The 22,307-nt window shown below is 31.7% G+C and carries 16 protein-coding genes, 1 pseudogene and 1 CRISPR repeat array (1 of these 18 running past the window's edge); of the genes and pseudogenes, 14 read left to right on the top strand and 3 right to left on the bottom strand.

Going from position 1 to position 22,307, the window contains the following annotated elements; genetic code table 11:
- Positions 1 to 103 precede the first annotated feature (103 nt).
- Together THENA_RS10275 and THENA_RS08885 are read left to right on the top strand one after the other, a co-directional pair.
- A pseudogene (locus THENA_RS10275) lies at positions 104 to 347 on the top strand (Txe/YoeB family addiction module toxin).
- 134 nt (positions 348 to 481) lie between these two features.
- Positions 482 to 1,219 (top strand): complement resistance protein TraT, encoded by a 738-nt coding sequence (locus THENA_RS08885; RefSeq protein WP_013757066.1) that lies wholly within the window; start codon positions 482 to 484, stop codon positions 1,217 to 1,219.
- A 4-nt stretch (positions 1,220 to 1,223) separates the two neighbouring features.
- On the opposite strand, the gene THENA_RS08880 is transcribed toward THENA_RS08885, so the two are convergent.
- Together THENA_RS08880 and THENA_RS08875 are read right to left on the bottom strand one after the other, a co-directional pair.
- Complete coding sequence (locus tag THENA_RS08880) at positions 1,224 to 2,024, bottom strand: WYL domain-containing protein (protein ID WP_013757065.1); 801 nt, start codon at positions 2,022 to 2,024, stop codon at positions 1,224 to 1,226.
- Positions 2,005 to 3,288 carry a WYL domain-containing protein gene (locus THENA_RS08875; protein WP_013757064.1) on the bottom strand — a complete coding sequence of 428 codons (1,284 nt, stop codon included), beginning with the start codon at positions 3,286 to 3,288 and terminating at the stop codon, positions 2,005 to 2,007. Before THENA_RS08875 ends, THENA_RS08880 begins: the two co-directional genes overlap by 20 nt.
- A gap of 154 nt (positions 3,289 to 3,442) precedes the next feature.
- Between THENA_RS08875 and cas6 the strand changes: the two genes are divergently transcribed.
- Both cas6 and csx2 read left to right on the top strand, forming a co-directional pair.
- Entirely contained in the window at positions 3,443 to 4,375 is a 933-nt protein-coding gene (gene cas6 / locus THENA_RS08870) for a CRISPR system precrRNA processing endoribonuclease RAMP protein Cas6 (protein WP_013757063.1), read from the top strand.
- Positions 4,376 to 4,403: 28 nt separating this feature from the next.
- The gene (gene csx2, locus THENA_RS08865) at positions 4,404 to 5,855 is read left to right on the top strand and encodes a TIGR02221 family CRISPR-associated protein (protein ID WP_013757062.1); all 1,452 of its coding nucleotides are present in this window, start codon (positions 4,404 to 4,406) and stop codon (positions 5,853 to 5,855) included.
- Here csx2 and THENA_RS08860 read toward each other — a convergent pair.
- Positions 5,852 to 7,102 carry a TIGR02710 family CRISPR-associated CARF protein gene (locus THENA_RS08860; RefSeq protein WP_013757061.1) on the bottom strand — a complete coding sequence of 417 codons (1,251 nt, stop codon included), beginning with the start codon at positions 7,100 to 7,102 and terminating at the stop codon, positions 5,852 to 5,854. The genes csx2 and THENA_RS08860 overlap by 4 nt on opposite strands.
- Positions 7,103 to 7,200: 98 nt before the next feature.
- On the opposite strand from THENA_RS08860, the gene cas10 reads away from it, so the two are divergent.
- From cas10 to THENA_RS08810, 10 genes are read left to right on the top strand one after another with little or no spacing between them, the layout of a single operon-like run.
- Positions 7,201 to 9,924, top strand: a complete 2,724-nt coding sequence (gene cas10, locus THENA_RS08855) for a type III-A CRISPR-associated protein Cas10/Csm1 (RefSeq protein ID WP_013757060.1) — start codon at positions 7,201 to 7,203, stop codon at positions 9,922 to 9,924.
- 2 nt (positions 9,925 to 9,926) lie between these two features.
- Positions 9,927 to 10,505, top strand: a complete 579-nt coding sequence (gene csm2 / locus THENA_RS08850; protein WP_013757059.1) for a type III-A CRISPR-associated protein Csm2 — start codon at positions 9,927 to 9,929, stop codon at positions 10,503 to 10,505.
- A gap of 18 nt (positions 10,506 to 10,523) precedes the next feature.
- On the top strand, positions 10,524 to 11,201 hold the full coding sequence (gene csm3, locus THENA_RS08845; protein WP_013757058.1) for a type III-A CRISPR-associated RAMP protein Csm3: 678 nt from the start codon (positions 10,524 to 10,526) through the stop codon (positions 11,199 to 11,201).
- 44 nt (positions 11,202 to 11,245) lie between these two features.
- Positions 11,246 to 12,178, top strand: a complete 933-nt coding sequence (gene csm4 / locus THENA_RS08840; RefSeq protein ID WP_013757057.1) for a type III-A CRISPR-associated RAMP protein Csm4 — start codon at positions 11,246 to 11,248, stop codon at positions 12,176 to 12,178.
- Entirely contained in the window at positions 12,171 to 13,241 is a 1,071-nt protein-coding gene (csm5, locus tag THENA_RS08835; protein WP_013757056.1) for a type III-A CRISPR-associated RAMP protein Csm5, read from the top strand. The genes csm4 and csm5 overlap by 8 nt, the downstream gene beginning before the upstream one ends.
- The gene (locus tag THENA_RS08830; RefSeq protein WP_013757055.1) at positions 13,219 to 15,081 is read left to right on the top strand and encodes a CRISPR-associated primase-polymerase type A1; all 1,863 of its coding nucleotides are present in this window, start codon (positions 13,219 to 13,221) and stop codon (positions 15,079 to 15,081) included. Before csm5 ends, THENA_RS08830 begins: the two co-directional genes overlap by 23 nt.
- Positions 15,078 to 16,112 (top strand): CRISPR-associated endonuclease Cas1, encoded by a 1,035-nt coding sequence (gene cas1 / locus THENA_RS08825; RefSeq protein ID WP_013757054.1) that lies wholly within the window; start codon positions 15,078 to 15,080, stop codon positions 16,110 to 16,112. Before THENA_RS08830 ends, cas1 begins: the two co-directional genes overlap by 4 nt.
- Positions 16,109 to 16,402 (top strand): CRISPR-associated endonuclease Cas2, encoded by a 294-nt coding sequence (gene cas2 / locus THENA_RS08820; protein ID WP_013757053.1) that lies wholly within the window; start codon positions 16,109 to 16,111, stop codon positions 16,400 to 16,402. Before cas1 ends, cas2 begins: the two co-directional genes overlap by 4 nt.
- 47 nt (positions 16,403 to 16,449) lie before the next feature.
- Complete coding sequence (locus THENA_RS08815) at positions 16,450 to 16,698, top strand: hypothetical protein (RefSeq protein WP_013757052.1); 249 nt, start codon at positions 16,450 to 16,452, stop codon at positions 16,696 to 16,698.
- Between the two features lie 26 nt (positions 16,699 to 16,724).
- On the top strand, positions 16,725 to 17,414 hold the full coding sequence (locus THENA_RS08810) for a PD-(D/E)XK nuclease family protein (RefSeq protein WP_013757051.1): 690 nt from the start codon (positions 16,725 to 16,727) through the stop codon (positions 17,412 to 17,414).
- Positions 17,415 to 17,723: 309 nt separating this feature from the next.
- Positions 17,724 to 22,307: a CRISPR direct-repeat array (repeat unit 36 nt; unit sequence GTTAGAAAAATTCCCTGAAGAATAAGGGATTGCGAC) (it continues 2,526 nt past the right edge of the window).

The raw sequence follows: 22,307 nt of genomic DNA, 5'->3' as shown, positions 1-22,307 counted from the left end.
ATAAGGAGAGGTGAACTTATGGAAACAATATTTTATTCTAAAGCCAATTCTAAAATTAACAAAAATAATGGACAAGGTTGTAACAAATTATAATCCAGAAGTTATAGTTCGTAGAAGAATAAGAAGACTATTTCTTTGGCAAAAAAACGAAAAACGCATTGTGGAGCCTATAAACGAACTCATAAGAGCCATAAAGAAAGTTTTATTTATAAGGTATGGGTAACTTAGAACTTCTTAAATTTCAGTTATCTAGTTTTTGGCCAAGAAGAATAAATATAGAACATAGACTCGTGCACACAGTTAAAGATAATAAAATTTTAATTACCCAATGTAGATATCACTACTGATTTTTTAAGAAAAGAACTTAGACTAACTATATTAATTATAGTTTAAAATTATTTAATTGACTCTTAGCATTGAGACTGTATAATTATCTTTAGAAGATGATGATTTTTTAGGCCAAAATTTTTGGAGGAATTAGATGAAATTTAAGATTGGAAAGTTTAATAGTGTGTTGTTTCTATTTTTGATTACTGTATTTTGTTTTACTGCTGTAGCAAATGCGGATTCTAGTGGTCTTACATCCGGTAAGATTTCTCTTAGCACCAAGATGAGTTCAAGCATTTTCTTACAGCCTGTCCCACCTGATAAGAAAATAGTATATGTAAGTGCAAGGAACACTTCTACTGCAACTGGTCTGGATTTTAGGAAGGAATTAGTAACAGAATTAACTAATGAAGGATACAAGATTACAGATAATCCTGATGAAGCTAATTTTATGCTTATGTCAAACGTTCTTTATATAGGTAAGGAAACGAAAGACTATACTGCTGAAGGAGCCCTTGCGGGAGGTTTTGGTGGAGCTCTTATAGGTTCTGCCTTTAACCCTAGCGGAAAGTATACTGGAACTATTGCTGGTGGCGTAATTGGAGCACTAGCTGGAGCAGCTATTGGGAATTCTATTAACTCAGATAAGTATATGATGGTTGTAGATGTACAGTTAGAAGAAAGACAACCCGGTACACAGACTGAAACTACTACCAATGCAACTCAAGGAACTGCTACTACAGAGACTTCAAGCAATTCTACTGTTAAAGATTGGGCTATTTATAGGGATAGAGTTGTTTCTGAAGCATCTGGCACGAATATAAAGTTTGAAGATGTTGAACCTGTACTAAGACAACAATTGGCTCATGCGATAGCAAACTTGCTCCCATAAATCTTTAAAAAATTTCTAAATCTTTTTTTGAATATCTTTCTAAGCTTTTTCTATAGCTTAATAGCATTTTTTCGACTAGATTTGAAGGTTTTAGTATAATAGCTCTTTGCCCAAGATATCTAAAAAGCTGAAGAAGATAACCCTCTTCTGATGGCTTAAAGGATATTTCAAACAAGAATTCTTTGGAATTTTCTTTTTTTAATACTGGGTTAAAGTCTATTAGAATCAAAAGGATTCTTTTTAAATCATCAGAATATCTTTTTTCAACACTAAAAAGTGCAGTTAAGTTTTTTTCATCAAAGATTTCTACTGCTTCTTTGCTAAGATCTATCTCTCTTTCAATTGTTTCAAGAAAGATAATAGAAGAAAATGGTGTTCTCATCATCTTTTTGTTATTGCTTAGATTTAACCAAAGTAAGTACCATTCATTTTTATAGAATTCGAACTCAATCTTATAAGGAAAACATATAGATTTAAATTGTTCAAAATTTGATGTACGATACTCTAATTTAATATTTTTACAATCAATTATTGCTTTTATAATAGGTTCTAAAAAAATCCAGGACCTTTCATCTCTCTTTGGTTTATTTTTTATTACTACTTTTGATAAATTAAATTTTTGGGAATCACTTAAGAAATTTTTTAATTTATCTATTTCGCCTTTTGTGAAGAAAAATTTTGATTCATCAGTATCTATAAGGAAATTTAACCATCTCATCTCTTCTTTGCCTAAAATCCAAAACTCTTCGTTTGTGAACTCTTTAATTTTTTTTAAAATTTCAAGCTTATATATTTTGGATATCATGCTTTGTTTTCTTTAATATAGAACTGTAAACTGATTCTAAAAATTGAAATTCCTTAACTATCTCATTTTGTAACTTTTCAGGCTTTAAAACTTCTATACTCGAGCCAAAACTTCTTATCCAGGGTTTGATCTCCTTTAGTTCTCTAACAGAAGTTTTTAATATAAAAGTATTGTTGTCAATAAATTTTATATCAGGATTTTCTATCTCTTTCGTTACTCTCTTTAATATAAAATTCTCAGAATTTGAAGTGTTTTCAAAATAAAATTTTAGCTCAACTTCTTTTTCAACAGAATCTTCTTCGACTAGCCACGTTTTTTTTATTGCATTAAATCTTTTATTAAATTCGTCATTCGACAGAGTTTTTGAAACATTAACTTTTTTAATATCAAGTATGCTATCTATTAAAATTTTTTTTGTGGGCCCACTTGCTATTAGATACCATCTTGCAAGTCGATAATCGAAAATTAAACAAAATGGCATGACTTTGATATTCTTTATGCCTGAACTTTTTGATTTTGAATATAAAGCTAATTCTAATTCATAAATCTTTTTGCTTTGTAAAATTTCTAATAAATAGAGTAAAATTAAGTCATCAAATAGCCTAACTATTCTTGAATGCTTGTAATTAATTGTTTCTTTCAATTTTTTCAATTTTTTATTGTTAATTCTTTTTTCTATTATGTATTTAATTATTAAACTTCTTGTGATTGAAATTCCTGTTTTAGTGAAAAAATCTAAGAATAGATAAAGTTTTATTAATATATTTTCATCTAAAGAATCTATTCCTTTTTTTAGATTATATAAAACTAACCTATTAGATTTTAACTTTTCAATAAATCCATCTTTTACTAATAAATTAAGATAATTTCTTGTAGTTCTAATTTCTATAGGACAATTTTTGGTGTGAGATGTAACATTGTTAAGCCCTTCTGTTATATCTTCAATAGTTAGTTTCTTTTTTTTTAGAAATTCTATTATCTTTGCATATCTTATAGCTTCTATTTTTTTTACTTGACCTGACATAAGAACAGTTAAGTATTCATCGAGTGCAGAATTAGGAACATATAAGTACTTTTTTGATTTTTGTAAGATAAATGGGGCTTTTTCAGATTCTAGTCTAATTTTTCTAATTTTCCTAAGAATGTTTTCCAGACTTCCTCTTGAGCCAAAAATATTAATGAGATTTTCTTTTGTATTAATCCCTTTTTCTAAGTTAATTATCTTTAAAAATTTTAAAATCTTTTGCTTATCTTCTCTAGGCATGATTTAAAACTCATACAACTTTTTTCCTTCTTATTTATATGTAAAAAAACTTATAATCAATTTAGCATAATAAACGAACCTTGACAACTGAATATCGAGTAAATAGAATTAACTCATAAAAGGGTTTTTTATACATTTAAGGGGGCAAATTTAAATGCTAAAATACAAGAAATTTATTTTAAATATTAGGCTCCTTGATGCGACAATACTTCCGAAATATAAGGGCATTACGCTAAGAGGGGGATTTGGGAATGTCTTCAAAAGCATTGCGTGTGTTCAAAAGGCTGTAGATTGTAGTGATTGTATTTTGAATGAAAGTTGCATATATAGAAGGATATTTGATAGTCCTAAGCCTAAGGATTCAATGAAAATGAAAAAATATCCATATATCCCCCACCCCTTTGTAATATTTTCCGAAAATTTTGAAACCTATTTTAGCGCCGGAGATATTTTCGATTTTGGATTAGTTTTGTTTGGAGAAAGTATTGAGTATCTGCCATTTTTTATCTATACGTTTATAAAATTAGGTGAAATTGGATTTGGAAAGAATAGAGCAAAGTTTGAAGTTATTAGCGTAAGAGATGGTGATAAAGAATTGTTTGATCAGAGGAAAAAAACAATCAGTTCATTTCTTAAAGAACCATCTTTTTTGGAAATTGACAAAATAATTTCTAAAGATGAAAAATCATTTGGCAAGTTAAAAATAAGTTTTCTTTCCCCAGTTTCACTTAGATTTGAAGGTAAAACTGTTTATAATCCTGAATTTCATATTTTAGCAAGGAATATTTTAAGAAGAATTTCTTTACTTGAGTTTTTTTACGGGGAGCCATCCTTTGATGCAGGATTTATAAGATCATGTATTTCAGAAGCACTGATTGTAAAGACTGTGGAATCAAACATATATCCTGAAATAATCAAAAGATTTTCTGGCAGACAAAAAAGATTAATTAGCCATATAGGATTGGTTGGAGATGTAAGTTTTGTTGAAGTACCTAACAAGTTGATTCGTTTAATTGACAACGTAAAGGAGATTTCTATTGGAAGAAATACAAGCTTTGGTTTCGGAAGGTATATTACTGAATTTTAATTTAAAGCTATTTTAGGGAGTGGATAAAATGGGGAAAAGTGTTTTACTGAGTTTTTTGGGTACTGGAGATTATGAGCCTGTTAAATATTTTATAAATGATGAAGAAAAGTTTTATTTAACAAAATATGCTCCTATTGCAGTAGCTAAGCTCAACAATATCGAAAAAATTATTTTATTTCTTACAAAAGAGGCCAAAGAAAAGCATTTTGAAAAGTTTAAAGAGGAAATTAAAAACAATATAGAATTAGAGGAAAAATCTATTCCAGAGGGTCGAACAGAACAGGAGAGATGGGAGATATGGGATAGAGTAATTGATAGCGCTGAAGGGTATGATCTAATTTCGTTTGATATAACGCACTCGTATAGATTGATACCTTTTTATGTATTTTTGACTATTGAGTTTTTGAGAAATATTAAAGGAGTTGAACTAGACGGTTTATATTACTGTTTATATGACAAGGAAAAAGAGAAGAATCCAATAATTAACTTAAATGAAGTTTTGGGAATATTAAGTTGGATAAACTTTTCAGGATTTTTTGTTAGAACTGGGATATTTACAAAGGATGCGAAAGAATTTATAAGAAGTATTCATGCAAAAGCATATAAGAATAATAATCCTATAAAGCCTAAATTTTTGCAAACAATTGCGGGAAACTTTGAATCCATTTCTTCAGCGCTCAACCTTTCTCAGGAAATAAAAATTGATATTTATATATCTGATTTAATTAAGAATCTGAGGCAAGAAAGTATTTTATTAAAAGAGGCTAATTATCTTTCTAAGCCATTTGTAAAAATCTTTGAAAGGGTTAAAAGCGAATATGAAGGCTTAGTTTTAGAAGATCAAAATAAACCATTTTTTTGGGCTAGAAGGGCAATTAATAAAGCTAAATGGTGTCTTGAACATGGTCTTTTGATACAATCAGTTTTACTCTTAAGAGAATCTTTGATAAATGCATTTATTAAAGATAAAGAAGAGTTAACTGATAGAGAAAAAAGAGAGAAGATTTATTCTGGTTGTAACTACATGTCCAAAACTATTTCAGGCAAATCTAATGCATTTTTTGAAGCCGTTGATAAAGTAAATAATTTAAGAAATCTGATAGCGCATTGTGGTTATAACAGGAATTTACTTGATGAAAAGAGTATTGAAAACAATATTAAAAATCTAATTGAGTTGATAGAGAATGCTATTACTGAAGACAATATTAAGGAGGTAAGAGATTTTTTGGACAATAAAAACTTTATTGAGATAGACCTTGGACAACTTTATAATGATGTAGCTAAAATTGACAAGATAGAAGAATATAAAAATAAAGCTTTAGAAATAGCTGGTAATGGAAAAGATGTTGTATTGACTGGTAATGCTCCTGTTTGGTTGTATTTATATGTAGCTCATGCTCTTCACGGAAAGGCAAAGAGTTTGAGATATTCATCCCCCGTATTAAAAGACTTTATAATATTTGATCACAATCCTTACTAGATGTCTGTGAAAATGTTTTTATCTATCTTTGGAAACGACGCTCTTTCGTCTATTAAGCCTATTTTAAGTTCTGAAATAAAGACTTCTTTAATAAAGCTATCTATCTCATTAAATATCTTTTCGTCTAAGGGGGTTATTCCGTGAGCAAGAAAAGAGAGATTTCTGGAGTCCTGGACTTTTTTGAAGGACTCTTTACAAAGTTGAAATGTTATGCCAAGTTCATCGTTCAAATTGTACAAAAGATCGTAAACAGCATTAAGTCCAAGCCCTTTTTTCCCTTTGTAAAGTTCTTTCCATTTAGACTTAGAATCTTCGGAAATCTTGAGTTTGTCAAAATCAACAGAAGAGCTGTCCTGTCCAAATTTGGTTTTGAGTCTTTCTTGAGCAATCATCTCAATCAGCCTATAAAGTCTCAATACAGCATCGTCAAAGTGACCAGCCAATGCCCTTCTTTGAGCATTTTCGTAAACGTCACTAAAGAGTTCAAGAGAGTAATCTTTAAATTTATTAGTGCTAACAGATATTACTTCGAGAAATTTTCTATTACTTTCAATAGCATTATAAAAGTCTTTGAATTTCTTTTCCTCAGAAATTCTTTCCATTACTGCAGGTCTAAAACATCTAATTGCTTCTTTGTAATGAAAGATATCCCAAAGATAATATCCTCTGTTTATCTCCCTTATAGCTTTAAAGAGAGTTTTTTTGGCAGTCTTTTCTATGATTTCAACAAGAATTCTGTCAGCTGCTGCAAAAAATTGAGAGTTAAAAAAATCAACAAATTGATTAATCTTTTCTTTTTGAAAAGTTTCAAGCGGGTTCTTTATTTCTATTATTTCTTCATAACCGCTTTCGACTACACCTATGCCTTCTTTTGTTCTCTTCTTTCCACCTATATAACAAAACCTTACCCTTTTATTGGACATTGCCATAAAAAGTCCTACAGACATAGCTTTTGTACCTGGAGTAAAGTCCACTACTATTTCTTCTGGAGTTGCAAACTCAGATATCCAATCGTATGCCTCATTTGCTTTGCAAAATGTTTCTTCGATAGATTGATGATCGTCAACAATAAACTTTTTGATCTTTGCAGTTGAGTTCTTTGTTTCTTGAGTTATAAAAATTATCTGATTTATAGAGTCTTGGCTAGCAATTATAGAGACATATTTTGGCTTATGACTCTTAATAGACTTAATTACTGGTTCTGGTGTGCCGCCTAATGTTATTATCATTGCTTTTGCTTTTCGCATTTTGAAATTCCTCCAAATTATTTTGAAAGGGGTGAGATAAATAAATAATAAAACAATTTTTTGATAATTTACAGTGTATTTTAAGGAGGTGAAATAATTTGATAGATTCAAGAAAAGAATTTCAAACTATAGCTCTGGCGGCGCTTTTTCATGACATAGGAAAGGTGCTAAATAGAACTAAGGATGGCTACGGTAAAAATCATACCGATCTTACTAAGCAATTTTTGGATGAATTGATGAAAAGGTGCGAAAATATCAAAGAGTTTGTCGACGAAAGCATATTTTCTCACATAGCATCCCACCATCATGAGGGCGCAAGCAAGCTCTTTAAACCAAAGGAACTTTCAGGTGAAAGAGAAAGGTTTCTTGCTACCATTATCAGTAGGGCTGACAACTTTTCGAGCTCTGAAAGATACGATGATGAAGATGCGAATCAATCTGACAGAAGCCGTTCTAGGATGAGATCGATATTTTATAACTTAAAATTTGAAAATGTCCAGGAGGTCAATCTAGAAGACGGGTTTTACGAGATAAGGGAGCTGGAGCCTGAAAGCGTCTTTTTAAAGAAAGAAAGTCAGTTGAATAGGGAAGGAACACAGTTTGCGTATAAAGAGTTAGCAAAAAAGATTACTGATAATATTATAAGGATTGAAGCTGGGGACAATTTTAATCTGTTCTTTTCTTCGGTACTATCTATTTTGGAAAAATATTTAGCACTAATTCCTTCAAGTACTCAGGTAGATAAACAAGATATTTCTTTGTTTGATCATCTAAGCACTACTAGTGCTATAGCTTGTGCTTATTATCTGTTTATTAAAGACAATCAAATTAACAAGGTCTCGGATCTGGACAAATTAGAAACAGATGAAAGTGTTAAGCCATTTGTTGTCTTACAAGGCGACGTCTCAGGAATTCAAAATTTTATCTTAAAAATTAAGGGATCAAATCCAAGAGGTTTGGCAAAAACTCTTAGAGGCAGATCTTTTTATATTTCAGCATTGTCAAGAGCTGTTTCTTTAAAGATTATAAACGATTTTGAATTGGTTCAATCTAATATCTTTCTTGATGCAGGTGGAAAATTTTCTATTCTTTTGCCCAATACTACTTATGTTAAAAAGAGGATTTCAGAGATTAGCAAAGAACTTGATAAATTTTTCTTTTCTGAATTTGCAGGTCTTTTAAGCTTAAATCTCACTGAACCAGTAGAGTTGGGAGTTAAGGATTTTGTGGTGGAAGATGAAAAGAAGAAAAAGGGCTTTAGGTCAATTTTTGAACAAGTAAACTTTAACAATCAAATAGCAAAGTCAAATAAATTTTTTAGCCTTTTTAAAGATGAAGTGTTATCTGATAAATATCTTGAAGATTTTTATAAAAAATTAAAAAAGGCTGAAGACCTTTGTGAATTGTGTGGTACCTTTCCTAAAGATGAAGGAAGTAATAAATGTAAAATTTGCAAGATAATGGAAAATATTGGCACAAAGATAACTAAAGAAAAGTTCTGGGCAATATATAGTATAAACAACAAAAATTGTGTTAATGAGATTATGCCTGGTGTATGTTTGGAGATATTAGAAAAAGAAGAAGAAATAAAAGAGAAGCTATATGACTCTTTTGTTGTGGATAGATTCTTTGATGTAGGAAGAGAAGAAGCTATTATTGGTGCAAGAAGATGGATAAACAATTATTTACCTCGCGGGAAAGACTTTGATATTGACATTGGCTCTGAAGAGCCTAAAAAGGATACTCTGTGTTATTTATGTAATGATAGATGCCACGTTGAAAAACAAGAATATGATGAGATTGTTAGAGAGAATGTAAAATATGGTCCTTTAACTTTTCAATGTATAGCAACTTACAGTAGATTTCTTGCATCAAACAACCAAGCTGAAAGAACAGGGGAAGATCATCTGGGTGTTCTAAAGGCAGACGTAGACAATCTTGGCAAACTTTTTAAAGATTCTATGAAAGAGAAATTCTCTATCTCAAGGGTTGCTACGGTTTCAAGGTTTCTAAACTACTTTTTTACTGAGGTTCTTCAGGATATTATTGAAAAAGATGAAAACAAAAAGTTTAAAGCTATTTATACCGTGTATTCTGGAGGAGACGACCTTTTTCTTATAGGACCTTGGATTATATTGCCTGATTTTGCGCTACATCTAAGCAAAAAGTTTAGAGAATTTACAGGAAGGGATGCTATTACCTTTTCTTGCGCTATTGAGATGTTTAGACCCAGGTCTTCAATTGGTAGAGCTGTTGAGATTGTTGACAGATCTCTTGAGATGAGCAAGTCTGGCCACTTGACTTTCGAAGAAGATACCTGTCGTGAATTCAAAAACAAGAATAATAATAAGAATAAAATTAAAGGGAATATAACTGTTTTTAAAAACACTGTAAGACTTTTCAAGAGAAATCCAGATGAGTTTGGTTTTGAAGAATTGCTTCAATACAGAGATAGACTTTGTGAGCTTTGCAAAAATAATGGTGAAAAGGAGGCGGGAGCTCTAATTAATAAAGCTTTCTTGTATAGGCTTCTAAGTATCTACAGGCCCATGTTTCTAAGAGCTAAAGGATATGAAGAAAGAGGCGGCTATATAAAGTGTATTGATAAAAATGTTATTTCTTATAGGTATATACCGCTCTTAAAAAGGGATATAAAAAGAAATATCGTTAAGGATAGAAAAGATAAAGATTTAGTTGAGAAAAAATTAACTGATATTAAAGTTCTAATGGAATTGGATGATAAAAAAGTAGGGCAATTTTACATGAAAAACTTAAAGATTCCTGTATTTTTGACTTTGTACAAATTGAGAGGAGGAGAATAAGGATGTTTAATGTTCCAAAAAAAAGAAATTTAACAAATAGCTCAGGATCCTATGGACAACAATCAGCTGCAAGGCAAAATTTTCAGCAATCAAATGCTGGAGGTATCAATGATTTTGTGGAATTTTCTTATAAGAGCTATGATGAATTTTTGAAAAAAGCAGAAGAATTTGCAGAAAATTTGGCGGGCGATGGTGAAGATTTAGGTAAGTCGCAGCTAAGAAAATTTTATGATGATGTGATTAATTTGAGAGATGAAATGATTAATAAACTTAATAATAATAAAGAAGAAAAAAAGGACAAAGAAATTAATGTTGATGAAATAATTAACGAAATAATATTTAAGCTAAAATTATTACAGGCGCGAGTGATTTATTTGGCTAATAGAAAAAAAACTAATAAAAAAACATACATAAATTCTAATGCAAGGAAATATTTGTTGGGAATATTAGAGAGAGGTATAACACTTTGTAGACAGAACGAAGGAGATATTAAAAAAATTATAAGCGCATTGAAAAAATTTTCTAATGAATTTGAGGCAATATATGCATATTTTTATCAATTTTCAAAAGATAAAGACTAATTTTGGAGGTGTGAAATAATGTTAACATATAAGAATTTGACAGGAAAAATTTATTGTGTAACAGGCTTAAGGGTTGGAACCAGCACGGGTTCTGTTGAAATAGGGGGCAACGATAATCCGGTTATTAGAAACCCATACAATGATGAGCCATACATACCAGGGTCTTCTATTAAAGGAAAGGTTAGATCTATACTTGAATGGGCATTGGGTAAAGTCAGTGGTGATGGAAAGACTCACTCTTGTGGAGAACCTGATTGTCCTATTTGTAATATATTTGGAATTAGCGCATCTAATAGTATTGAGGCTGATTCAAATTCTCCAAGGATTGCTCGAGCTATTTTTAGAGATGCATTTTTAACAAATAATACAAAAAAATGGCTTAAAGATAGAGATATAGTAAAGTTTACTGAGATAAAATACGAAAACTTTATAAACAGATGCACTGCAAAGGCGGAAAATCCAAGGCCAATAGAAAGAATTCCTGCAGGAGCAGAGTTTGATTTTTCTCTAAGCTTCAGGATGTTTAAAGAAGATGACAAAGAATATTGGAAGACTTTGCTTTGTGGCCTTAAGTTATTAGAAAATGATTCTTTGGGAGGGTGCGGTTCAAGGGGTTATGGAAGAATAAAGTTTAGTGAATTAAAAGATGAAACCGGACAGGATATGTTAGAGCAATTAAGGTCAATAAACATATAGACATAAAAATACTACTAAGTTTTTTACAAAGAGAGGTGATATTAGTGAATCTTTTTAAGATAAGCATTAGGCCAACGTCGTTTTTTCACACGCCGCTAAGATCGGACATTATCTGGGGACACATTTGTTGGGCTATTTTTCGGTTGAAAGAAGAATTAGAACTGAAAGACTTTTTGGATAAGTATAAAAAAGGCAATTTCCCAATCGTAGTCTCTGACGTCTTTCCTGAAGGATATCTTCCTGCGCCAAAATATCCTGGCATTATCAGATATTTTAGCGAAACTAAAGTTGATATTGATTTAAAAGAGCTTAAGAAAGCAAAATACATCCCTGTCTCAATTTATGAAAAATTAAAAGAAAGTTTTGAAGCGTTTTTAGAAGGTCTTAAGATCTATTTTAGTAACGATGAGGATAAGATAAGTAGCTGTTTTCTGAATTTTGACGAGTGGCATTGTAGCATAAATAGACTAACTGGGATAGTCGAAGAGGGAATGCTTTTTTCAAAGGAGTGTATGGTAGCAAGAGAGGAAGTAAAGCCTATAGTCTACGTAAAGACTTTATTTGATAAGTCATATATTGAGGAAATTTTTAAATTTATAGGGGAAAATGGTTATGGGGCAGATGCTTCTGTTGGGAGGGGAAGATTTGAGTTTGATATCTCAGATGCTACTTTGCCAGAATCAAAAAAACCTAACTCTTTCATAGCACTTTCTCACGGCTTTGAAAGCCTGTCAGAGTTTAAAAGATGCTTTTATGATGTGGAGGTAAAATTTGGAAAAGTTGGTAACAATATTAGTAAAAATCCATTCAAGAGGCCAGTAGTAAACTTTAAACCAGGATCGCTTTTTATACTGAAAGAAAATAGCGAACCAAAAGCTGCGTATGGCAGGATAAAAGATAGCGTTCATAGTAGTATAGACTTTGTTCACGAGTGTTCCTTACTTTTTCCCTTTTTTGTGAGGTGGCAAGATGGCTAAGAGGCAAATTTTTGAGACCAAGACTTATAATTTAAAGATCCTTTCTCCTATCCACATAGGTACTGGAGAAGATATGGATCCAATGGATTATGTCTATAAGGACAAAAAACTCTATAAGATTTCATCTGATACCTTTTTTAACATCCTTGAAAAAAGAGGATTGAAAGAAAAAATAATAAAAGAAAACATTTCAAAACTAAATATTAAAACTATTGCAAGAAATATCAATGACATCTTTGATAGAAATAATGATGATTATGTGTATTATATAGAAATTGAGGACAGTTTGGAGGGCAGTTTTGCAACGAGGTATTTTAATCCAGATGCGCAGATGCAAATTGGCCTTACACTTAGATCAGGGGATGACATCATAATTCCAGGTTCCTCTACCAAAGGAGCTATTAGAACTGCATTTCTCAACTTTTTATCAGAGCAATATAATAGTGAAGTTTACAATAACCTTCTTCAAGGCAGAAACCTTATGTTAGAAAAAGATGATGAAAGAAATTTAAAAAATATTATAAACGATCCTTTTAAGTTTGTAAGTGTATCAGATGTATCTATATCAAATGAAACTAGAATAGTGGAAATGTTTAGAGTTGGTTCAAAGGGCAAAGGCATACCTATAGTAAAGGAGGTCATTGTTCCGAATAAAGATAAGAATAACAATCTGACTATTTCGATTAAAACAAATTTAAGAGATTGTTGGAACAATAAACCTCTTAATTTGCCGAAACTAAAAAAGGAATTAATTAATTTAGATCTGAAGACTTTACTTGAAAAAACAGACAGGTTCTATAGAAGTCTTTTAAAGGTAGAAAAAGACGTTTATAAGCGCGCTTATCCAAGTTTTGATAATAGTTTTTTTGCACTTATTGATAAAGAAAAGGGTTATCTTATTCGACTGGGATTTGGCTGTGGAAACTTAAGTTACACAATTAAAGGTTGCAGTAAAGAGGTAAAGCCAGGTAAGACAAGGTTTTTGGTTAGTTTAAAAAATAAAATGCTGCCATTGGGCTATGCGATATTAACCGAAAAAAATGAAGCCTACACAGATCATTGAGTTGTTTTCAAGTGGCAAAGAAAAGGAGGCGTATGAGGCTATCGTCTCATGCGCTCCCTTTATAGAAATAAAAGATTCTGAATTTCATTTTGAGATTTATAAGATCTTGCTTTGCTTTGACCTCTTATCCTTAGCAGAAAAGGAATTGGAGCTCTCAATTAGGGATGATAAGAGAAATCTAAAAGCAATTCTTGCTATGGCAGAAATGTATATTGAAGATTCAAGATTGGACAAAGCAGAGAAGCTTTTTTTAAATTCTATAGAAAGAATGCCAGGTGAAGCAGAATTATATGTTAGATATGGCTCGTTTCTTGAAATGCAAGAGAAGACTCAAGCTGCAATTGCTCTTTATAAAAAAGCCTTTGAGAATACGGGAGAGTCAATATTTAATTCTCTTATAAAGGATAGAGAGAATAGTTATATAGGATCTTCAGATGTTGAAGAAAAAGATATTCTTGAGCCAGAAGACAGACACATTTTAAAATTTTTACAACTTTTTAGAGGCAGGGAAGGAATATATGCTCGTCAATGGAAAAATGCGAGAGGAGAGCAAGGGTATTCTCCGATAAGTGAACCCTTTACTATAGGCGTAGCTAAAAACCACATATTGGGAAATCTTACTGTGGGAGTTTATCAACTTAGAATTGACAATAGCGTTTGTTTTATAGTATTTGATATAGACGTTGAGAAGTCGAAGCTTTTGGATTATTTTCAAAAGCCTACAGAAAGAAGAAAAATAGATTCTTTACTATTATCTACTGCTCAAGAAATATACAATATTTGTACTTCATTAGATATATTCTCTTACATAGAGGATTCAGGATATAAAGGTCGGCACGTTTGGGTTTTCTTAAGACAAGGAATTCAGGCTCACAAAGCAAAAAAATTTGGAAACTATATAATTTCTAAATTGGGCAAATTATCTAAAGAAATAAATATAGAACTTTTTCCAAAACAAACCTTTGTTAAAAGTGGTGGCTTAGGAAATCTTGTGAAATTACCATTAGGAATACATATTAAATCAGGAAGAAGAAGTATATTTCTAAATCCTGATGGTACAGAGCCTGAAAATCAACTAATGTTTCTGATGGATATTAAGTTAAATGAGAGGGAAAAACTTAAAAACTTTGTTGACAGTATTGAAATAAGTAATTTAGACGCATCAGTAAATAAAAATTTTGAGATAGAAATGAAGAATGAAATTGATAAGATTGTTACAGACGAAGATATAAAGGCTCTAACTCCCTTACAAGGAAAGTATACAGAACCAGAAGAGTTTAAATTAGATGAAAATTTGGAATACTTAATTTTAAAAAGTTCTTGCCCAGTACTTGGCATTCTCTGTGATAAGGCATTAAGTGGGATTGGGCTCAATTCTCTAGAAATTCAGGTTATTACATTTACGCTTGGAAATTTAGAGTTTGGCAATTTTATTGTTAATGAACTGTTAACTAAAGCAGGAGTATCTGATACCAGACTTTATCTTAAAAAGCCGCTTCGCTCGAATCCTATGAGTTGTAATAAAATAAAAAATCTTATTCCTAATATTACATCTAATTATTGTGTTGAATGCTTTAGTTTGAAAAAAATTTTTACATATCCTAACCCTTTGATACATTTACACAAAAAAGATAATTTTTCAAAGTTGGATACCCTCATTTTAAGACTAATTGATCTGTCTAAGAAAAAAGAAGAAATAGATGTTATATATCAATCTACTCTGTCTTTAGTAACAAATGAACTAAGAAAAATAGATGTAAAAGAAAGACAAATTGGCAGTTATAAAATATTTTTTGATGATGAAAATATGCTAAGACTCTTAGATTCAAATGAAAAATGATACTTTATATAGTAGAGCACGGGACAAGAATACACAAGGATCTTGATAGATTTGATATTTTTAGAGGTTCAGAACTTATAAGAAGTTATCCAGCAAGCCAGATTGAGAGTATAGTTATTATGGCAAACGCATCCTTTACGCCACATGCAATTAATTATATTTTAAAAAATAATATTGATGCAGTTTTTTTATCATCTAAGGGCTTGTATAGGGGAAGATTGGTAGGAGGGATGCCAAGAAATGTAGAGCTTAGAATTAAACAGTTTAAATTGTATATGAATGAGAAATTTAAGGTAGAATTTTCAAAAAAAATTGTATTTGGAAAAGCGAATAACTGCAAATATCTTCTCCAAAGATACAATTGGGAAAGGCGAAATAGCAAGGTTAAAGATTGTATTATTAAGATAAAGTCTTTAATTGCAAAACTTGAATTTACAGATGACATTGATCAAATTAGAGGAATTGAGGGCAAAATTGCATCAATTTATTTTGAAGCTTTGGCAAATTTGTTTATACATAAAGAATTTAAATTTTTTGGTAGAAATAGAAGACCGCCTCTTGATCCTATTAATGCTCTAATGAGCTTTCTTTATGTTTTGCTCTATCAAAGGGTTGAATCGGTTTTGTATGAATGTAGTCTTGATCCATATTTGGGATTTTTTCACACTACTGATTATTCAAAACCTTCTTTAGCTTTGGATCTAATGGAAGAATTTAGGGCATTAGTTGATGGTTTGGTGCTTAGACTAATTAATAAAAATATCTTTTCTTCTGAAGATTTTTGGTATAAGGAAGAATATCTGGAAGACGATAATGCTAAGGAAGTGAATAGCGTTGAGGCAGTATATTTAAACATTGAGGGAGTGAAAAAAGCATTAGTTTATTTTCAAGAACTTTTGGAAAAAAATAAATATATTAGTACATTAGGAAATAATATTAATCTTTTTCAGATCATAAGGGAGCAGGCTAGAATATTTGTGAGGTGTTTGAGTGAAAATGAAACATATAAACCATTTATTCAAAAACAATGAGCATTAAAGCTTACTCATTTTATGTTATTTCCTACGATGTAGTTGAAGATAGGAAGCGTTATAAGATAGCTAAGCTTTTGGAGGGTAAAGGGACAAGAGTACAAAAAAGCGTTTTTGAGTGTTATCTTACAGAAAAAGAATTGATTAAATTAAATAAAGAAATAATGAAAAAAATTAATCCAGAAACTGATTCAGTAAGAATATATCTTCTTTGCAAAAGATGCAAGGCTGCAATTTCTGTTTTAGGTAATGGTGTTCCTCAAGAGCTATCAGAATACGATATTTTGTAAAAGTTAGATCTGAAGTTTTAATTTAATTTAAAATCTTGGAGGTCAAAATGAAAAAGAATTTAAAAATTATATTTCTTTTGGTATTTTTAGTACTTTTAACAGTATTTGTTTTAAATTCGACTAAACTAAAAACTGCAAATGCTAATTATAAAGAAAACATTGCGCTTGTTTGTTTTTACAAAGGGGAGATGCAATCAACATTTAATAAAGTTTGTTTCTATGATTGTTTAGGTACTGTTTATGCAATAAATATAAAGTCATACAAAATTTGTCCATTAACTATAGATAGAGATTAAACATAATTTTAATTGGAGGTGATAAAATGAATCTAAGCCCTTCTTCTTTGAATCTTTTATTGACTTGTCCATTTGCGTATAAATTAAAATATATAGATAGGGTTCAACCAAAATTTAATATAAATACTATTGCTGGTTCAGCTTTTCACTTTGCTCTGTCAAAGTATTTTAAAACAAATAGATATGATTTTGAAAGTTCTTGGAAAGAATATCGAAACTATAACCCAGAAGTACTGAGCTTATCTTTTAATGAAGAAGATAAGATTAAAAATAATCTATTTGCTATGCTCAAGATTTATGAACCATTTGCTAGAGATTTAAAGGTAATTTCTTCAGAAGAACCTTTCAATATAGATATTAATGATATAGGATTTAAGGGGATCGTAGATGCTATAACTGAAGATTCTATAATTGATTTTAAGACTACAAACAGAATTCCATCTGATATTACAAGTTCTCATATTATTCAAACATCTATTTATTCTATTTTAACTGGCATAGATAAAGTGGAATTACATTATATTTCCGAGAAAAGAGTAGTTATTTATAAAACACAGGTTTCTAGTGAAATGAAAGAAAAAACCTTGATGTTAATCGAAAATGTTAAGGATATTTTAGAGAATAAAATTTTTTTACCAAATGGTTTAGTACATCCTTATGCTTGCAAATATTGTTCTGTTTCGAATTTTTGTTACTTTGTTAATGGAATTTCTTAAACTTATAACTTGTTGACTTTATTATTTAAAGTATAATATATATATTAATAAGTGTATAAGTGTAATAAGTGCTATGCAAATCGAACTTTGATAACAAAATAACGTTTTTTTTCTAACTGAAATACTGGTATTCCACTGAAGTTCAAAAAATGGCTTAACTTCGTTTTCATCCTAGGGAAATTATTTGGCTTTATAAGGGTATAGATGAGGATTGGGTATCGTCTGCAATTATGATAGAAAATCATACCCACCCTATTCCAGGATTATATTGATTTGACCGTTGATTAATCAAAGTTTATAATGGTTACAGTTAGAAAAATTCCCTGAAGAATAAGGGATTGCGACGTATTTCTCTCAATAACTGTTTGAGAGATTTACCTTCTGTTAGAAAAATTCCCTGAAGAATAAGGGATTGCGACTTTAACACCCCCTTTAATCCAAAAACTTCAGAATCAATATGTTAGAAAAATTCCCTGAAGAATAAGGGATTGCGACTATTTTCCTTGATATTAAATAAAATTTTTGTCTTTCAATAGTTAGAAAAATTCCCTGAAGAATAAGGGATTGCGACACATTTTTCAGTCTTGAATGTATTTTGAATAATTTTTCATGTTAGAAAAATTCCCTGAAGAATAAGGGATTGCGACGGAAGTAGTGAGAAAGATTATTTTAAAGAAGAAATTGTTAGAAAAATTCCCTGAAGAATAAGGGATTGCGACTTTTGACTTTTCTTTTGCAAATAATACGCTCGCTGCGCCACCAAGTTAGAAAAATTCCCTGAAGAATAAGGGATTGCGACTTGAATATCAAGAATATTTTTTCTTGTAAGCCTTCTACAGGTTAGAAAAATTCCCTGAAGAATAAGGGATTGCGACTTCTGTATTGTTTCTTGTGGTTTTGTTGTAGTAATAATTTGGTTAGAAAAATTCCCTGAAGAATAAGGGATTGCGACTGGTACAGAGACTACTTTTTCAACTGCTGATTTTACATTTGTTAGAAAAATTCCCTGAAGAATAAGGGATTGCGACTCTTTACTAACCCGTGCCAATTTTTCTTTCTCTCATCAATAAGTTAGAAAAATTCCCTGAAGAATAAGGGATTGCGACATTTTTCTTTCTCTCATCAATAATCTTCCTTATCTGTCTTAAGTTAGAAAAATTCCCTGAAGAATAAGGGATTGCGACTTGCAAATCAGAGTCTTCAAGTTCGAAGACTCTAAAATTGGTTAGAAAAATTCCCTGAAGAATAAGGGATTGCGACCATAAAACGGATCTGTCCAGCTCCAATGAGCCAATCACAGTTAGAAAAATTCCCTGAAGAATAAGGGATTGCGACAATTTTGATTACATCTTCTCTTGGATTCATATGATTAGTTAGAAAAATTCCCTGAAGAATAAGGGATTGCGACTAAACACCCACTTGTTACCGTACACACATGGCACGTGTTAGAAAAATTCCCTGAAGAATAAGGGATTGCGACTATGAATTTCTCCAAGACCTACATTGTACGCAACACCAGTTAGAAAAATTCCCTGAAGAATAAGGGATTGCGACATATATTTGTTGAAGTAGTCGAGCCCGTATATAACAGGCTCCCTTGTTAGAAAAATTCCCTGAAGAATAAGGGATTGCGACACACTTTCCGAGAAAGACCTTCTCGGAATTAAAATTCCAAGTTAGAAAAATTCCCTGAAGAATAAGGGATTGCGACCTTACAATTTTTTCAAAAATTACCCTCATTTTTTACGTTAGAAAAATTCCCTGAAGAATAAGGGATTGCGACAAAAAGGACGGCCTCACGGTCGTCCAAATTGAGTGTATATGTTAGAAAAATTCCCTGAAGAATAAGGGATTGCGACTTTTACACTCCTTAAGTATGGCAACAAGTGACCAAATATCTTGTTAGAAAAATTCCCTGAAGAATAAGGGATTGCGACTGGACAACATTCGTCCAAGATGTATAGATATGGAAGTTCATGTTAGAAAAATTCCCTGAAGAATAAGGGATTGCGACTTTCAAATCCTTTTAATTCGTAACCGCATACACCGTTTTGGTTAGAAAAATTCCCTGAAGAATAAGGGATTGCGACTTGAGCCATCGTCCTGAAGGACGATGTCATCTGCTTGAACTGTTAGAAAAATTCCCTGAAGAATAAGGGATTGCGACTTCCTATTGTGAAGCTACCACCATGGTGCTTCACGTATTCAAGTTAGAAAAATTCCCTGAAGAATAAGGGATTGCGACAGGAATACTTTCTCCTCGGCAAAGTTCCAAAAACTAATGGTTAGAAAAATTCCCTGAAGAATAAGGGATTGCGACAGACCCATCCATACTCTCAAAAAGGACGGCCTCACGGTCGGTTAGAAAAATTCCCTGAAGAATAAGGGATTGCGACTAAAACACTTAGGAAAATTACCGACGCCCCAATAAGCTGTGTTAGAAAAATTCCCTGAAGAATAAGGGATTGCGACTTTTTGAAAGCCTCGTCTACATTGTGTTGCAACAACCCTAAGTTAGAAAAATTCCCTGAAGAATAAGGGATTGCGACCATATTGTTCTTCTACTTCCCTTCCACATATCTTACAAGTTAGAAAAATTCCCTGAAGAATAAGGGATTGCGACCCAAATCTGGGTACGTACAACCCATATTGTTCTTCTACTTGTTAGAAAAATTCCCTGAAGAATAAGGGATTGCGACCTTTGGGCGAGCCGGCAAGGGAATGTCCTTGCTGGCCCTTGTTAGAAAAATTCCCTGAAGAATAAGGGATTGCGACATATAAACCCAAAAACGTCACCATCTACGTCGATGGCAACGTGTTAGAAAAATTCCCTGAAGAATAAGGGATTGCGACTATCAATTCCTTTCCCATCTTGTTAAATAACATTAATCTACGTTAGAAAAATTCCCTGAAGAATAAGGGATTGCGACCAGTTCCATTCATTGCTAATATCATATTCCCTGCTTCAAATGTTAGAAAAATTCCCTGAAGAATAAGGGATTGCGACAATTTTTGACCTCTTGGACTTTTTAACTGCTACTCCATTTCCGTTAGAAAAATTCCCTGAAGAATAAGGGATTGCGACTTTCCCAGTGGTACTTGTAGATCTTGTCCCTTGCAGGACAGGTTAGAAAAATTCCCTGAAGAATAAGGGATTGCGACTATTCAAAATATTCAGGATCTTCTGAATTAAGCATAAATAGTTAGAAAAATTCCCTGAAGAATAAGGGATTGCGACTTGCAAAAAACCATAAAATAATTAAAGCTCTTAAAAAATGTTAGAAAAATTCCCTGAAGAATAAGGGATTGCGACTTTCATATTTGTATTGTTTCAAATCTTCTTTTTTTCTTAGTTAGAAAAATTCCCTGAAGAATAAGGGATTGCGACTCTTGTACTTCTTCAGAAGTTCAAGAAGAACTAAAAAATGTTAGAAAAATTCCCTGAAGAATAAGGGATTGCGACTTGCTCAGGAACTACCATTCCTTTCACAATATTGTATATTCCGTTAGAAAAATTCCCTGAAGAATAAGGGATTGCGACATAAGATTAAATTTTTACCATGCATATAGCAATGAGGATAGTTAGAAAAATTCCCTGAAGAATAAGGGATTGCGACTTTCATCAACGCTAATGATCATCTTTTTTAACCTTTTTTCAGTTAGAAAAATTCCCTGAAGAATAAGGGATTGCGACTTTTTTGTCAGCAATAGTACAATGATTTTCATTATCATTTGTTAGAAAAATTCCCTGAAGAATAAGGGATTGCGACCCAAGAAGCCTGAAAAACCTACTATTTTATAGTAGGTTTCGTGTTAGAAAAATTCCCTGAAGAATAAGGGATTGCGACCTTGAAAAGTGCTTTTTTTGCACTCTTCAAGCAAATTGACTAGTTAGAAAAATTCCCTGAAGAATAAGGGATTGCGACATAGCGATGTTCCTGTTGCCATTAGTCGTAAATACAATCGGTTAGAAAAATTCCCTGAAGAATAAGGGATTGCGACATTTTGATAAATTCTATAAATCTCTTCTCGACTAATCATAGGTTAGAAAAATTCCCTGAAGAATAAGGGATTGCGACGATGGAAAAACCATCCATTCCATTCCTAGTAAATCTCTTGAGTTAGAAAAATTCCCTGAAGAATAAGGGATTGCGACGAGCACCCCATTTATTCCCTGGATGGAAAAACCATCCATTGTTAGAAAAATTCCCTGAAGAATAAAGGATTGCGACTAGCTTCTGGACGTATCTTTGTTGGGTCTATAAGATTTGAGGTTAGAAAAATTCCCTGAAGAATAAGGGATTGCGACCTTACTGTATGTTAAGTTTATTAGATATGTAGCCTGTCTAAGTTAGAAAAATTCCCTGAAGAATAAGGGATTGCGACTACACTCAACCCCAACCTCTACACCGTTATTTTCATCATATGGTTAGAAAAATTCCCTGAAGAATAAAGGATTGCGACTTTACTTCTTTTGATACATATTTACTCCAATAAAGTACAGTTAGAAAAATTCCCTGAAGAATAAGGGATTGCGACTTGGGTTTGGAGCATATACCCTATGAGTAGTCCAGTTCCAGTTAGAAAAATTCCCTGAAGAATAAGGGATTGCGACTTAATTTTTTACTCTCTTTTTTCATTTTTTTAAACCTACCTTGTTAGAAAAATTCCCTGAAGAATAAGGGATTGCGACCCTGAAAGCCACTGAAGCCTACTATAAGATAGTAGGCTTCATTGTTAGAAAAATTCCCTGAAGAATAAGGGATTGCGACTATTTTGATGCTTATTTTCAAATTTAATAGCTTTTTTTAGTTAGAAAAATTCCCTGAAGAATAAGGGATTGCGACAAGAGCTGACCTGTTACAAAGGACGTAAATCCGTCCTTGTTAGAAA

The sequence above is a fragment of the Thermodesulfobium narugense DSM 14796 genome (assembly GCF_000212395.1).
Taxonomy (GTDB): domain Bacteria; phylum Thermodesulfobiota; class Thermodesulfobiia; order Thermodesulfobiales; family Thermodesulfobiaceae; genus Thermodesulfobium; species Thermodesulfobium narugense.
Note: the sequence above shows the minus strand (reverse complement) of the source record. Positions and strands in the feature narration are given on the sequence as shown.

Coding starts and splice junctions, on each gene's coding strand:
- THENA_RS08885 (WP_013757066.1), top strand. CDS start 482: ATGAAATTTAAGATTGGAAAGTTTAATAGTGTGTTGTTTCTATTTTTG.
- THENA_RS08830 (WP_013757055.1), top strand. CDS start 13,219: ATGAAGCCTACACAGATCATTGAGTTGTTTTCAAGTGGCAAAGAAAAG.
- csm5 (WP_013757056.1), top strand. CDS start 12,171: ATGGCTAAGAGGCAAATTTTTGAGACCAAGACTTATAATTTAAAGATC.
- THENA_RS08860 (WP_013757061.1), bottom strand. CDS start 7,102: ATGCGAAAAGCAAAAGCAATGATAATAACATTAGGCGGCACACCAGAA.
- cas2 (WP_013757053.1), top strand. CDS start 16,109: ATGAGCATTAAAGCTTACTCATTTTATGTTATTTCCTACGATGTAGTT.
- cas6 (WP_013757063.1), top strand. CDS start 3,443: ATGCTAAAATACAAGAAATTTATTTTAAATATTAGGCTCCTTGATGCG.
- csm2 (WP_013757059.1), top strand. CDS start 9,927: ATGTTTAATGTTCCAAAAAAAAGAAATTTAACAAATAGCTCAGGATCC.
- THENA_RS08815 (WP_013757052.1), top strand. CDS start 16,450: ATGAAAAAGAATTTAAAAATTATATTTCTTTTGGTATTTTTAGTACTT.
- cas1 (WP_013757054.1), top strand. CDS start 15,078: ATGATACTTTATATAGTAGAGCACGGGACAAGAATACACAAGGATCTT.
- THENA_RS08875 (WP_013757064.1), bottom strand. CDS start 3,288: ATGCCTAGAGAAGATAAGCAAAAGATTTTAAAATTTTTAAAGATAATT.
- csm3 (WP_013757058.1), top strand. CDS start 10,524: ATGTTAACATATAAGAATTTGACAGGAAAAATTTATTGTGTAACAGGC.
- csx2 (WP_013757062.1), top strand. CDS start 4,404: ATGGGGAAAAGTGTTTTACTGAGTTTTTTGGGTACTGGAGATTATGAG.
- THENA_RS08880 (WP_013757065.1), bottom strand. CDS start 2,024: ATGATATCCAAAATATATAAGCTTGAAATTTTAAAAAAAATTAAAGAG.
- THENA_RS08810 (WP_013757051.1), top strand. CDS start 16,725: ATGAATCTAAGCCCTTCTTCTTTGAATCTTTTATTGACTTGTCCATTT.